The sequence below is a fragment of the Larkinella insperata genome (assembly GCF_026248825.1).
Classification (GTDB): Bacteria; Bacteroidota; Bacteroidia; order Cytophagales; family Spirosomataceae; genus Larkinella; species Larkinella insperata.
Genome location: NZ_CP110973.1, coordinates 3626092 through 3639812, shown reverse-complemented (window position 1 = coordinate 3639812; position 13721 = coordinate 3626092). Strand labels below are relative to the sequence as shown.

The window sequence follows — 13721 nt, the reverse complement described above, 5'->3', positions numbered from 1 at the left end:
GACTTAGTTGGTTGAAGTGCCCCGGGCCAGAATCTGAAAAACAGCGTCCATCGACTCCACACCATAGGCGGTTTTCAGGCCCTTCGGCGTGTCCAGCGCCTTCATTTTCCCGTCGACCATGATCGAAACGCGGTTGCAGTATTCGGCTTCGTCCATGTAGTGGGTAGTAACAAAAACCGTTGTGCCGTGGTGGGCCGCTTCGTAGATCAGGTCCCAGAATTGACGGCGCGTAATCGGGTCAACCCCGCCGGTGGGTTCGTCCAGAAACACAATTTTGGGTTCGTGCAGCAGGGCCACCGAAAAGGCTAGCTTCTGTTTCCAGCCCAGCGGCAACGAAGCCACGAGCGAATTAGCCACGGATTCAATGCCCAGTTTCACCAGAATCTGATCGGTTTTGACGGGAATATCGGCCCGGCGCAATCCGTAGATGCCGCCGTAAAACCGGATGTTTTCGCGCACCGTCAAATCTTCGTACAGCGAAAACCGCTGGCTCATGTAGCCAATGTTCTGCTTGATTTTTTCGGATTGTCGGTACACATCAAACCCCGCGACGCTGGCCTGACCCGACGACGGTTTCAGCAACCCGCAAAGCATCCGCATGGCCGTGGTTTTTCCGGCTCCGTTTGCGCCCAGAAAACCAAAAATCTCGCCCTGCGCCACGTCAAATGTGATGGCGTTGGTAGCCACAAAATCGCCGAACTTCTTGGTCAGCTGGTTGGTAATGACGGCTTTTTCCATGATTCTAGACGGCTGGCTCCGGCGGATTCATCAACGCCATAAAGGTGTCTTCGATACCGGGTTGAACGGGTTGAATTTCAATAGCCTGATGGTCTCGGTCGAGCAGATACTGGCCGATCTGGTGGTCGGTTACCGCCCCGGAACGGATGGTCAGGTGCAGAAACTCCCCGAAGGCGTAGCAGGATTCGGTGAACGGTGCCTGCCGCAACTCCTGAATCAGCCGGTAGGTATCAGCCGCCCGAACGGCGAACAACGGCTTTCGGAACCGGTTGGTAATAACCGACGGTGGATCGACCGCCAGTACGTTTCCGGTCTGCATGAACGCAATTCGGTCGCAGCGGCCCGCTTCGTCCATGTAGGGGGTCGAAACCAGCGTCGTCAGTCCGCGTTGGTTCAGTTGGCGGAGCATATCCCAAAATTCCCTGCGCGAAACCGCATCCACACCGGTCGTCGGTTCGTCCAGAAACAAGACTTCGGGCTTATGAATCAGGGCGCAGCACAGGGCCAGCTTCTGTTTCATCCCCCCGGAAAGCTGCCCGGCCCGCCGGTTTTTAAACGGTTCCAGCTGCGAATAAATCTCCTGAATCAGGTGATAGTTCTGCCGGATGGTGGTTCCGAAAACCGTGGCAAAAAACGCCAGATTTTCCTGCACGCTCAGGTCGGGGTAGAGCGAAAACCGGCCGGGCATGTAACCCACCAATTGCCGCAACGCCTTGTAATCCCTGACCACATCGCGCCCCACGACCGTCGCCCGGCCCTGATCCGGCAGCAGCAGCGTCACCAGAATTTTAAAAAGCGTGGTTTTTCCGGCCCCGTCCGGCCCGATCAGCCCGAACAACTCACCCGGCCGGATTGCCAGCGACACATCCGCCACCGCCGGAACCCCGCCGTACGATTTCGAGACGTTTTCAATGAGGATCGCATCCATATTTCGCAGCGTTTACAACCGGATTTCTCCCGGCATACCGATTTTCAAACCGCCGTCGTTTTTTACCCTTACTTTCAGCGCATAGACCAGGTTGACCCGTTCGTCTTTCGTCTGAATTACTTTGGGCGTAAACTCGGCCTTGCTCGAAATCCAGGTTACCGTTCCGGCGTATTCCTTGAACTGCTCGTTGGGGGCATCCACCAGGACCTTCACCCGCTGTCCGGGTTTGACCCGCACCAGTTGATCCCCGCTGATGTAGGCCCGGAGCGTAATCTGGTCGAGATCAGCCACTTTGTACAACGGCTTCCCGTAACTGACCACCTCGCCGGGTTCAGCAAACTTGACCGTAACGGTTCCGGGGGCGGGGTTAATAACAGTCGCCCTTTTGATCTGGTCGTCGATCTGCCGGACCTGTTCCTCCAACGGCGCTTCTTCCGAGAGCGTCCCGCTGCGCTGCGTGGTCAGGGCCGACTGCTGGGCCGCCCGCTGCTGGCGGATCAGGGCCATCTGGCGCTCGGTCACGTCGATCTGGGCCACAATGTCGTCGAGTTGCTTGGTCGGCGCAGCCCCGGCGGCAATCAGGTTTTCCGTACGGGTTTTCTCGCGTTGCAGCGTCCGAAGTTGCTGCTCCTGCACCGCAATTTGCTGTTCATACGGCGAGAGTTGCGCCTGCACATTTGGTGAACGGCTGGCAACCGCCCGCTGGCTCGCCAGCAACTGGGATTTGCGCAATTGAAGTTGCAGCGGATCAATCTGCCCGACGGTTTGCCCGGCTTGCAGCGTTTGTCCCTCTTCGATGGTTAGTTTTTGCAGGGCGCCGGTTGCCTCGGCTGATACGATGGTTTCTACGGCTTCAAAATTGCCGTACGCATCCGACTGCGGCTCCGTTTGACAAGCCAGCAGACCGAAAGATAGAATACTGATAATCAGATTACTTTTCATGTTACGAATGATCTGAGAAGGTTAATTTCCGGTCAGCGTGCGGTATTGCACTTTCGCCAACAGCAGTTGCAGTTCGTGGGTTTTCTGGTTCAGCAGCGCCTGACTTTCGGCGTTGAGTTCGGTGGTATAATCGCGGGCGGCCAGCGTGCCGTTGTCGAGTTGTACGCTGGCGGTTTGCCGGATTTTGGAGCGCAGGGCGCTGATTTCCCGGTCCGTTTCTAACAGAGCACTGATGCGGTCGATCTCGGTTTGCTGCTGGCGGAGCTGAAGCGCCAGATTCCGGTCAAATACCTTTTGCTGAACCGCAACCTGCTCCCGGTTCAGCGCCAATACCGTCCGATCGTTGCGAAGCGTGTAAGCCGCCGACAGGTTCCAGCTCAACCGAAGACCGCCGATGAAGAAGCCCCGAAAGTCGTTGTTCAGAAAATTGAGCGCCGGTCGGCCCGCGCCCCCCTGGGCGAAGGCGCTCAGCCGGGGTTGCAGGCGGTTCTCGGTCAGCCGGAGTTGGTTTTCCAGCACGGTGCGCTGGGCGTCAAACAGCTTTTGTTCAGGACGGTTGAGCGGCAAATTGGCGACAACGGTCTGGCCTTCTTCAATGACCAGCCGGGTGCTGTCGGTGATGGTGAGCCCCGTCAGAATGGCGAGCTGGTCGCGCAGACCCCGGCGGGTGCTGGCCAACTGACTCAGTTGCTGCTCCGTATTCAATGCTTCGGCGCGCAACACGTCCACGCCCACGGGCGCCACGGTACCAAACTTCACCCCGGCCTCGGCTTTGGCGATGCGGTTTTGCAGTTCCGCCAGCCGGATGCGGGCCAGCCGGGTGTTTTCGTCCGTCAGCAGGATATTCAGAAAGTAGGCATTGACCTGCTCCTTCAACCGGTGTTGCTCAACGGCGACCTGCTGCAAACTCGCTGCCGTGCTGGACCGTTGCACCTGCTTCTGAAGCGTGGTCTGCTGGCCGTCGTAGAGTGTGTAATTCAGGTCGGCGGTCAGCTTGTACTGGTCTTTGCTCAACTGCGGAATCGGTACGCCCGGCAGCTCGATGGGCAACTTCGTTACTTCCGATTGCCAGCTGGCCTGACCATTCATGCCGAGCTGCGGCAACCGACGGTTTTTATCCAGATTGGCAAGTGCCAGCTCACCGGTTTGCTCTAAAATCTCCCGCTGGCGAGTCAGCGGATCGTTGGCGATGACGACGGTATGGCATTGGGCCAGCGTCACCACCGACTGGGCTCGGACCATCGGACTCAGGTGTAGAATCAGTAAAAGTGCGACGTATGGTTTCATAAAAACTCTTTTAAAAATTCATACTAAATGATCTTTTTAAAAACTCTTTTAATAGCTATTCAAAAAAATATCAGGTGGGTTTCAGATACGCCATGATGGTTTCAAAAACAATTACTTTCCGCTCCTCCAGAAAGGCTCGGTAAGCTACGTTATCCATGCCGCCGATATAGGCCACAATGGGTTTAGCCATGAACGGAAAAATCAAACTGCCCAACATGGTCACAATTAGTTGCAACGGCTTCACGTTCCGGATGGCGCCCTTCTCGCCCTCTTGATGCAATTGCTTCGTAAAATAAGCCGTTTCAATCATATTCTTTACATTCAACTTCTCAAAAATTTCACTGCTATCTTTCTGTAACTCAGAAAGAACGAACACGGGAACATGCGGATTAGCGTGCAGGAAATCTGTATAGTTATCAACCACTTTCCATACTTTAATTTCCAGCGGAACCTCTTCATTCAGAATCGCAATAATCCGCCCCAGAAACAGGCCCATCGTCTCCAAGAAGATACTCTGAAAGAGCTGCTCTTTGCTGCGGAAGTAGTAGTTCACCATCGCCATCGTGGTGCCTGCTTCTTCGGCAATGTGCCGCAACTTAGCCCCATCGAAACCACGCTCCAAGAATACTTTTTTCGCGGCTTCTTTAATCTTCTGCTCGGTATTCTGTTCGGTATGTTTTGATTTCATGAAGGCAAAAGTAAAAGCTCAGCCGATTTATTAAAAAACTTTTTAATAAAAATTTTTAAACGGTCAGCGCTGGTTGCAGCAAGGCGAATGCAATGTATAAAGTGGAGGTCACCGAACTTGGTTTAGTAACCAAGTCCCAAGTTCTTTACCGGCCTGGTAATTTTCGTAGACTACCGGGATGATCCGCCCGTCGGTGTATTCGTTATAAAGCCAGGGATCGCCAACGGCAAATACCGTCCCCTTGCCGACTTGCGCGACTGCCATAATCACGTCGCCCCCTTCCGAAATCAGCGCCTGGGCTGAGGCTTGTAAATCGAGCGTTGCCAGTTCCTTGATGTAAACCGCTCTGGTTTCCTTAAATACCGGATTTCCCGCCGGAATGGTCACCTTGCCCTGCTCCCAGTTCTTGCCCTTTACCATGTTGCGGTTCTTGCTCGTGAACCGAATGCCAAACGCTTGTGCCAGCTCGTTGAAGTGCCTGGTTTCGCAATTGGCGGTGTCATTCGCCATCATGACCAGCACCCCACCGGCCTTCACCCACTCGCTAATTACTTTTACATCAGCGGGCTGGATGTAGTTGGGCTGTGCGGTTTCCTTCGGCGAATCGGGATCAACGATGATGTAAACGTCAACGTCCTTCAGCGACTCGGCGGTTGGTGCCGTCGGAACCGCAACGGTTTTGGCTCCCAGTTCGCGGAACGTGTTGCCCCAATGCCAGAAGCCCGAATGCATCCGGTCTTCCAGCGTGTAATGAAACGGCTCGGTTTGTCCCAGCAGGTTCTTGCGGAATTCCCGGTTGAAATGGTAATCAATGCCCACGGTTTTGCCGGCGCCAACCGCGAGTTCGGGCGCGATTTCCAGTTCCAGGCTCGCCATGATAAACGGCCCAACGCCTTTCAAATCGTTTTTCCGGATCGGTTCACTCAGGTAATAGTCGTAACTCCCGTCGCGGTAGGGTATGCCACCCAGTCCGCCCACGCTAACGGTTCCGTTGAGGTTGATCAGGCCGTTGGCGTCGGTTTCGATAAACTGTTGCAAAATCCCTCGATACCCTTTTTGCGCCGATGCCAGCAGCGATTGATCCAGATAGCCCATCCGCACGCCTTTGGCCAGCGCGTACACAAACATGCACGAAGCCGAAGCCTCCAGGTAATTGCCCTTTCGCGCTCCCTGATCGATGATCTGATACCAGCAACCGGTTTTTGCATCCTGGTATTTTACGAGGGGCGGGGCCAACCGTTGCAGGTAGTTCACCAGATTGGCCCGCTGCGGGTGGTTTTGCGGAAAATAGTCGAGCACATCAACCAGCGCCATGGCGTACCAGCCAATCGAACGACCCCAGAAATTCGGCGACTGGCCCGTTTTCGGATTCGCCCATTTCTGCTGACGGCTCTCGTCGTAACCGTGGTAAAGAAGCCCGGTTTTCGGACGGTTGGCCGCGCCATCGATCAGGTGTTTTTCGATCAGCGCAAACTGCCGGGCAATGTCATCGAAGTTTTCCGGTTGCCCAAAAACCTGACTGAATTCGGCGTAAAACGGCTCGGCCATAAACAAGCCGTCGAGCCACATCTGATTCGGGTACCGGCCTTTGTGCCAGAAACCACCTTCCTTCGTGCGCGGCTGTTTGGCCAGTTGGTCGCGCAGCACAAAAGCCGCTTTCTGAAATTTTTCCCGGCCCGCGAGCGACTGCTGGGCCAGGGTCAGCAAGACCCGCCCGGTCGTGATGTTGTCGATGTTGAATTCCTCCGGTTTATACGTCCGGATGCTGCCGTCTTCACGGACAAACTGGTTGAGGTCGTTCAGGATGTAATTGAAGTACTTGGCATCGGCGGTGCGGTACCAAACCCGTTCGAGCGCCTTCAACACCAGCCCCTGCTCGTAATCCCAGCGGGCGGTTTTATGATTACCGATCAGAATGGAATCCTTGTGCCAGGCCATGAACGAATCGGCCATGCGTTGCGAATACGGTTTTTGCTGGGCAACAACGCCGGTACTGAACATGAGCAGTCCAATCAGAAGTCTGAGTTTCATGGAGCGGGATAGTAGGCTGATTTCTGTACAATCAGAAGGCAAGTTTCGTAAATTCTACTACTGCCCAGCGATTTGATTGCGTCTGAATTTGGCTTATTCAACAGAAAGTTACTAATTAACCGGTCCGGTGAACACCTTGATTTCCTTCAGGGTTAACCGGGTATGTACCCCTTCCCTATCCACTCTTATGCAACCTATTTCAACGCTCGAGAAACCGCATCAGATTCCGATTGATCAACTGCTGAACGACTTGAAAGTTGATCCGAAAACCGGTCTGACCGCCGACGAAGCCCAAAGCCGTTACGACGAACTGGGGCCAAACGCCCTTCAGGAAACCAAACGCGAAAGTGCGCTTACAATCCTGCTGCGCCAATTCACCGGCGTCATTGTTTACATCCTGGCCGCAGCCGCCGGGATTTCGTTTTTCCTGGGTGAAACCGTCGAGGGGTTTGCCATCATTGCCGTCTTGCTCATCAACGCCATTACCGGTTTTATTCTGGAATGGAACGCCCGCCAGTCGATGGACGCCCTGCGCAAAATGGACACCACCCCCGCGCGGGTGCTACGCGACGGCCGGGTTCGGGAAATTTCGTCGGAAGAAGTTACCGTTGGCGATATTCTCGTCGTGGAAGCAGGCGACTTGGTAGCCGCCGACGCGAACCTTTTTGAAGTCAGCCAGCTTCAGGCCGACGAATCGGCGCTGACCGGGGAATCGCTGCCGGTCGATAAAAATACGGAACTGCCGCCGGACGAATCGCCACTGGGCGACCAGCACAACCGCCTGTTTAAAGGAACCCCCATCACGGCGGGAACCGGTCGGGCGGTGGTCACGGGAATCGGACAGCAAACCGAACTGGGCAAAATTGCCACGATGGTGGAAGAAGCAAAACGCTCGGCGACTCCGTTGGAAGCCAAACTGGATTCGCTGGCAAAAGTGCTGATTTGGGTGACGGTCGGGCTGGCGGCCCTGTTTCTGGTGGTCGGTTTGCTGCGGGGTGAAGAACCGCTGCGGCTGATCGAAACGGCCCTGGCGCTGGCGATTGCGGCCATTCCAGAAGGCATGTCGGTGGTGGCAACCATCGCGCTGGCGTACGGGATGCTGCGGCTGGCCGAGAAGAAAGTGATTGTGAAACGGTTGTCGGCGGTTGAAACCCTGGGCGGCACGAATGTTATTTTTACGGACAAAACCGGCACGCTGACCCAGAACCAGATTGAAGTCAACACGCTGCAACTGCCGGGGCAACAGGCCGAAGTCCGGGCGGACGCCGAAGCAAAGAAACTGGAGGTGGTCCACGGCGACGAGGCCCTTACGGAGTCTGAAGAATACCAGCGGCTTGTTCAGGTCGGGGTGCTCTGCAACAACGCGGATTACGATGTTGTGGATGGAAAACCCAAGGAAGTGGGCGATCCGGTGGAGGTTTCCCTCCTGAAATTTGCGATTGCCGCCGGACAGAACCCCGACCAGATTCACCAGGAATTTCCGCGAAAAGCCGAGAAAGCGTTCAGTTCCGACACCCGGATTATGGGCACGCTCCACGAACACAACGGCGGTTTTCTGGTGGCCGTCAAAGGAGCCGCCGAAGAAGTGCTGGACCGCTGCCAATTGCTGGACGAAAAAGACCGGAAAACGTATTACGATCTTTCCGAAAAAATGGCGGCCGACGGTCTGCGAACCCTGGCGTTTGCCTACCGGGAAACCGACACCCGACCCGGCGATGATTTTGCGGACCACGACCTGACGTATGTGGGCCTGATCGGTTTTCTTGACCCGCCCCGCACCGAAGTAACGCCCGCCCTGCAAGCCTGCCGCGAAGCCGGTATCAAGGTCATTATGGTAACCGGCGACCACCCGGCTACGGCTCTGACCATTGCGTCGAAAGTTAAGCTGATTGAACCCGGCGAAGAAATTGTTCTGACCGGCAAAGACCTCAAACCGCTGGACCAACTGCAGGCCGATGACAAAAAGAAATTGCTCGAATGCCGGGTTTTTGCGCGGGTGAGTCCGGCCCAGAAGCTGGATATGATTGATTTGTACCAGCAGGAAGGCGACATTGTGGGAATGACCGGCGACGGTGTCAACGACGCGCCCGCCCTGAAAAAGTCGGACATCGGTATTGCGATGGGCCTGCGCGGTACGCAGGTGGCCGCCGAAACCGCCGACATGGTGCTGAAAGACGATTCGTTTGCCTCGATTGTTACGGCCATTGCGCAGGGGCGGGTGATTTTTGAAAACATCCGCAAGTTTGTCCTGTTTCTGCTGTCGTGTAACCTGAGTGAAATTTTTGTGGTGACGTTTGCCGGTTTTCTGAACGTCGGTAATCCGCTGCTGCCGTTGCAGATTCTGTTCATCAACATCGTCACCGACGTATTCCCGGCCCTGGCGCTGGGGGTTGGCCGCGAAAATTCGAGTTTGATGCACCAGCCGCCCCGCGATCCCAAAACGCCGATTATGGACAGCCGCGACTGGCGAATGCTCGTTTTTTACGCCCTGGCCATGACGGCTTCGGTACTGGGGGCTTACTGGTTCGGCACCCAGAAGCTGGGCCTGACGCAGAAAGAAGGCAATAACCTGACGTTCTACGCCTTGTCGTTTGCGCAATTGATGCACGTTTTCAACCTGCGTTCCGGCAGTTCGTTTTTTGTCAACGAAATTACCCGCAACCGCTACATCTGGTACGCGCTGCTGCTCTGCCTGTTTATCCTGGTGTTGACGTATTACGTACCATTTCTGGCGCAGGTCCTGAGCATTGATTCCATTCCCAGTACGGAACTCTGGCTGATTGCCGTTGCCGGTATCGCGCCGGTTGTGCTGGTGCAGTCGGTAAAGGGGATTATGCGGTTGGGAAAGTAAAGGACAAAACGCCCACGAAGGACTTATGTCCTGATCGATCTAACGGTTTTTGTTAACGTACAAACTCCGGAAGAATGTTCCTCCGGAGTTTGTACGTTAACGAAAACGATTTACCACCGTATGGCCTATCAAAGGATCAATCCCGCTGATTTGCGGAACCATTCGAGTTCGGCCTGGTAGTCAAATACCGCTTTCCGGCGTTCTTCGGGCGTCCAGCCGAGTTCGACGGCCATCAGATCGGCCACGGTTTCGGTGATCTGCTCCGTGGATTGCCAGTCGGTGAGTTCCAGTCCGAATCGCCGGGCCAGCACGTCTTTGAGCGTCTGGGCCATTTCGGCCCGAACCACAAACACTACTTCGGCTCTGGTGATCGGCAAATGGTCGGAAAGCCGCTGATTCCAGTCGGGCTGTTCCCGCATAAGCTGAACGATTTCCAGGCTCTCCGTGCCGTACTGCCGGTTCAGGTGCTCGGCCACGGCTTGCTGCACACCGTATTTATTCACCAGCACTTTCCAGAAATCGTCCGCATAACCTTCCGCCCCGACGAGTTTGATGTGGTCGGTTGTGCAAGGCGTTTCGGTCAATGCTTCTACTTCGTAAAACTTGTCAATGGTGTCTTTGGCCATCAGCCGGTAGGTTGTCCATTTTCCGCCCAGAATGCTGATCAGGCCCGACGACTTATCCACCTCCACTTCATGATCGCGCACCAGTTGTTTGGTATCGGCGTTTGGATCGGCCTGTAACAAGGGGCGCAAACCGGCGAAACCGGCAATGACCTGATCGGCCCGGATGGGTTTCTCGAAGTAGCGGTTTACGTAGTTGATCAGGTATTCCACTTCCGCCCGCTCCACCACCGGCTCCGATTCGGCCAGTTCCGACTCGGTTTCGGTGGTCCCGATCATCAGTTTACCGTTGTACGGAATAATGAAAACCACCCGTCCATCGTCGGTTTTGGGCACCAGAATGGCGGTGTCGGACGGCATCAGTTCGCCCGGCACAATGATGTGAACGCCCTTGCTCACCCGCATCCGCAAGCCCATGTCGGGATTGGCCAGGAGCCGGATGCGATCCGCGAACGGTCCGGTGGCATTGACAAACCGTTTGGCCCGGATGCGCAAAAGCCGTCCGGTCAGCGAATCCCGGACGTACAGCACTACCAGCCGCCCGTTCGCGTCCTTCTCAAACGTACGGGCTTCGGCGTGGTTGAGCGCCACGGCCCCGTACTGCATGGCCGTTTTAACCAGCGACATGTTGTAGCGGGCGTCGTTCAGCTGGCCGTCGTAATACAAAACCGCGCTGTGAATCCTGTGGGTTAGTGCCGGGTTGCGCTTCAGGGCTTCTTCCTTGTTCAGCCACTCGCTTTTTCCGATGCTCAGATCACCCGACAGCGTGTCGTACATTTTCAGTCCGGCGGTATAATAAATGCCTTCCATCCAGCTCATGCAGGGCGTCAGCAGGGCCAGCGGATGGGCCAGATGGGGAGCGTTGCGGATGAGCGTCAGCCGTTCGCGCAGCGCTTTTTTAACCATGTGGTACTGGTTCAGGTCGGCCTGTTTGACGGCCTGTTCCAGATACCGTACCCCACCGTGAATCAGCTTCGTTGACTTGCTGGACGTTTCGGAGGCAAAATCGTGCTTTTCAATTAATATAGCCTTCAGCCCCCGGCTTTGGGCATCGAGCAAACAACCCGCACCGGTGGCCCCTCCGCCAATGATGCAAATATCAAATTCCTGGCTTTCGGCTTGTTCGAGATGGTGATTGCGTTGCATAAAAGAAACGGTTTATTTGCGGGTTTAGCGGAGCTACCAAAGTTACACAGAGTCACCGCTTAACTCCGCACCTCGTTGCGTAAGTCTGCGAAATAACTCTTCGAAAAACGTTTTTTATCGCTTTCCCATTACCTTTGGTTATTAAAAAGCGTACTTGCCATCTCCATGGATGATTTTCGATTAAGAGTGTTTTACAGTGTGGCCCGCCACCGCAGTTTTACAAAAGCATCGGCGGAATTGTTTATTACCCAACCCGCCGTTACCAAACACATCAAGGCGCTCGAAGATCTGCTGGGTCTGCGGTTGTTCGACCGCAAAGGAAATACCATCGTGCTGACGCCCCCCGGGGAAGTTCTTTTCCGCTACGCCGGACAAATTTTCGATCTCTATCAGGAAGCACTTTTTGAATTAAACTCCTTTAAAAGCCAGCAAAAGGGCAGTTTGCGGCTGGGAGCCAGCACCACCATTGCCCAATATTTGATTTCTCCGCTGCTGGCGTCGTATTACGAACGCTATCCGACCATTCAGCTCAGCCTGCTAACCGGCAATACCGAGATGATCGAACACGCGGTTTCGGCCAAAGAGATTGATCTGGGGATTGTGGAGGGCAAAAAACACCATGCCGGCCTGAAGTACCACGACTTTCTGCAGGATGAACTGGTGGCGGTGGTTCACAGCAAAAGCCGCTACAGCCGCCTGAAGGAAATTACACTGGAAGAACTCAGCAACCTGCCGCTGGTGTTGCGCGAACGCGGTTCGGGTACGCTCGAAGTGCTGGAAACGGCGCTACAGGCCCGGGGCATCCGCCCTTCCAGTTTAACGGTGGTGATGCACCTGGGGAGTTCGGAGAGCATCAAGTCGTTTCTGGAACACGCCAACTGCCTGTCTATTCTGTCATCCCGGGCGATTGAGAAAGAAGTCCGGAGCGGTGAACTCAAAGTTGTGTCCATCAAAGATTTCCGTTTACCCCGCACGTTCAGTTTTGTCCATCTCCAGGGCTTACCGGAGGGACTCGCTGCTGGTTTCATGACCTTTGCCCGCCGATATTACAATCAGTAAGCCCCCTCCACGCTTTTTCATTCACTTAAAGTTCGGGAAGTGAATGAATTTATTGTATATTGCATGTACAATAAAATGATAAGTTTCAACTCCGTAACCCTTCCGCTGTGCTTTGCTACAGTTCCATGAATTTCGCTGATCTTCCGCGCAGCGACCAGAAGCCATGTGCCCGAACAATCCGGTTATTTTAAACTATATGCACAATGATTCTCCGTCCAACTCATTCCGTTCCTCAAACGTTTCAATCGATCCAGGCCCTGCGGGCCGTTGCGGCCCTGCTGGTTACCTTTTTTCATTTGTTTATGGTCACGGAGCAGGTCGATATTCACTTGCCTCTGCTGCGCTGTTTCAAAGCCGGTTTTGGGGGCGTCGATTTGTTTTTCATCATCAGCGGCTTTATCATTACCCACACCAACTTTTCAAAAATCAACCGCCCGGAGCAGTTCCTGCCGTATCTGAAAAAGCGCCTGGGACGAATCTACGCCATTTACTGGCCGGTTGTTATTTTGGCCGGTATCGCGCTAATCGGAATCAGGCAGGTTGCGCCCTCATTGCAGTGGCTCCCGTACTCTTTTGATCCGGTCGATCTCCTGAAAACACTGACGCTCATCCCCGCCCACGACAGTCCCCTGCCCGTTACCTGGTCGTTGAGCTTCGAACTCTATTTTTACGGTTTGTTTGGGCTGGTCATTATTTCCCGAACGCTGCTGATTTTGCCGGCTTTCGTTCTGGCGGCAACCCTCTACACCAGCCTGGTGAACTGGGCGGGCATCCCCCACTTCGGGTGGTTGCAGTATTTTCTGTTTAGCCCGTTTAACCTGGAATTCGGTTTGGGAATCGTGGCCTACTGGCTGGTTCGTCGGTACTCGTTCCGGATTCCGCCGATCGTGCTGGGAGTGGCTCTGTTTATTTTTCTGCTGACGGGCGAATTCGTTAAGCCTTCCGACGCCTGGCTGCGGGTTTGGGGCTTTGGGGTACCGACCACGATACTGCTGTTGAGCGTTGTTCAAAGAGAAATCGCCGGACGGACCTTCTGCCCGGCCTGGCTGCTCAAGCAGGGCGATGCCTCCTACATTCTGTATCTGATTCACGTTCCCGCTTTCATGGTGATGACGCACGCCCTGCTCATGCTGCACCTGGTGCCCTATGTTCTTCCGGCCAATCTCCTGCTGGTTGGCCTGTTGTGCTGGGCAAGCTGGCAACTGCATCAGCACGCTGAAAAACCGATTCTTCGCTGGCTTCAGAACCGGCTATCCGGACCTACCACCGCCCAGTACAGCCCCGATAAACGGTACCGGCTTCAAGTACCCGCCAGTCAGCCGCAGCCCGCATCCTAACTCCTCCTCCCCTGACTTGATCGAAACCGTCGCACTGCGTATTTCTGCCCCGAAGCCCCAAATGGGGCTTTTTTTATTCGCCAAAACTGCC

The 13721-nt window shown here is 54.9% G+C and carries 10 protein-coding genes; 3 read left to right on the top strand and 7 right to left on the bottom strand.

Annotated elements, in window-relative coordinates; translation table 11 throughout:
* Positions 1 to 3 precede the first annotated feature (3 nt).
* The 6 genes from OQ371_RS14600 to OQ371_RS14575 form a co-directional block, all read right to left on the bottom strand.
* Positions 4 to 738 (bottom strand): ABC transporter ATP-binding protein, encoded by a 735-nt coding sequence (locus OQ371_RS14600; protein ID WP_265988777.1) that lies wholly within the window; start codon positions 736 to 738, stop codon positions 4 to 6.
* Between the two features lie 4 nt (positions 739 to 742).
* Entirely contained in the window at positions 743 to 1666 is a 924-nt protein-coding gene (locus OQ371_RS14595) for an ABC transporter ATP-binding protein (RefSeq protein WP_265988776.1), read from the bottom strand.
* A 12-nt stretch (positions 1667 to 1678) separates the two neighbouring features.
* Complete coding sequence (locus tag OQ371_RS14590) at positions 1679 to 2608, bottom strand: HlyD family secretion protein (RefSeq protein WP_265988775.1); 930 nt, start codon at positions 2606 to 2608, stop codon at positions 1679 to 1681.
* Positions 2609 to 2629: 21 nt separating this feature from the next.
* Positions 2630 to 3895: a TolC family protein gene (locus OQ371_RS14585; RefSeq protein WP_265988774.1), complete on the bottom strand. Its 1266-nt coding sequence runs from the start codon at positions 3893 to 3895 to the stop codon at positions 2630 to 2632.
* Positions 3896 to 3965: 70 nt separating this feature from the next.
* The gene (locus OQ371_RS14580; RefSeq protein WP_265988773.1) at positions 3966 to 4583 is read right to left on the bottom strand and encodes a TetR/AcrR family transcriptional regulator; all 618 of its coding nucleotides are present in this window, start codon (positions 4581 to 4583) and stop codon (positions 3966 to 3968) included.
* A gap of 108 nt (positions 4584 to 4691) precedes the next feature.
* Entirely contained in the window at positions 4692 to 6614 is a 1923-nt protein-coding gene (locus tag OQ371_RS14575; RefSeq protein WP_265988772.1) for a glycoside hydrolase family 88/105 protein, read from the bottom strand.
* 187 nt (positions 6615 to 6801) lie between these two features.
* On the opposite strand from OQ371_RS14575, the gene OQ371_RS14570 reads away from it, so the two are divergent.
* Positions 6802 to 9465, top strand: coding sequence for a cation-translocating P-type ATPase (locus OQ371_RS14570; protein WP_265988771.1), 2664 nt, complete (start codon positions 6802 to 6804; stop codon positions 9463 to 9465).
* A 128-nt stretch (positions 9466 to 9593) separates the two neighbouring features.
* Here the strand turns inward: OQ371_RS14570 and OQ371_RS14565 are convergent, their stop codons facing one another.
* A complete protein-coding gene (locus OQ371_RS14565; protein ID WP_265988770.1) occupies positions 9594 to 11234 on the bottom strand; it encodes a glycerol-3-phosphate dehydrogenase/oxidase in 1641 nt (546 codons plus the stop codon).
* A 165-nt stretch (positions 11235 to 11399) separates the two neighbouring features.
* Between OQ371_RS14565 and OQ371_RS14560 the strand changes: the two genes are divergently transcribed.
* Together OQ371_RS14560 and OQ371_RS14555 are read left to right on the top strand one after the other, a co-directional pair.
* A complete protein-coding gene (locus OQ371_RS14560) occupies positions 11400 to 12293 on the top strand; it encodes a LysR substrate-binding domain-containing protein (RefSeq protein ID WP_265988769.1) in 894 nt (297 codons plus the stop codon).
* 203 nt (positions 12294 to 12496) lie between these two features.
* Entirely contained in the window at positions 12497 to 13630 is a 1134-nt protein-coding gene (locus OQ371_RS14555; RefSeq protein WP_265988768.1) for an acyltransferase family protein, read from the top strand.
* Positions 13631 to 13721: the final 91 nt, after the last annotated feature.

Coding starts and splice junctions, on each gene's coding strand:
- OQ371_RS14600 (WP_265988777.1), bottom strand. CDS start 738: ATGGAAAAAGCCGTCATTACCAACCAGCTGACCAAGAAGTTCGGCGAT.
- OQ371_RS14595 (WP_265988776.1), bottom strand. CDS start 1,666: ATGGATGCGATCCTCATTGAAAACGTCTCGAAATCGTACGGCGGGGTT.
- OQ371_RS14590 (WP_265988775.1), bottom strand. CDS start 2,608: ATGAAAAGTAATCTGATTATCAGTATTCTATCTTTCGGTCTGCTGGCT.
- OQ371_RS14585 (WP_265988774.1), bottom strand. CDS start 3,895: ATGAAACCATACGTCGCACTTTTACTGATTCTACACCTGAGTCCGATG.
- OQ371_RS14580 (WP_265988773.1), bottom strand. CDS start 4,583: ATGAAATCAAAACATACCGAACAGAATACCGAGCAGAAGATTAAAGAA.
- OQ371_RS14575 (WP_265988772.1), bottom strand. CDS start 6,614: ATGAAACTCAGACTTCTGATTGGACTGCTCATGTTCAGTACCGGCGTT.
- OQ371_RS14570 (WP_265988771.1), top strand. CDS start 6,802: ATGCAACCTATTTCAACGCTCGAGAAACCGCATCAGATTCCGATTGAT.
- OQ371_RS14565 (WP_265988770.1), bottom strand. CDS start 11,234: ATGCAACGCAATCACCATCTCGAACAAGCCGAAAGCCAGGAATTTGAT.
- OQ371_RS14560 (WP_265988769.1), top strand. CDS start 11,400: ATGGATGATTTTCGATTAAGAGTGTTTTACAGTGTGGCCCGCCACCGC.
- OQ371_RS14555 (WP_265988768.1), top strand. CDS start 12,497: ATGATTCTCCGTCCAACTCATTCCGTTCCTCAAACGTTTCAATCGATC.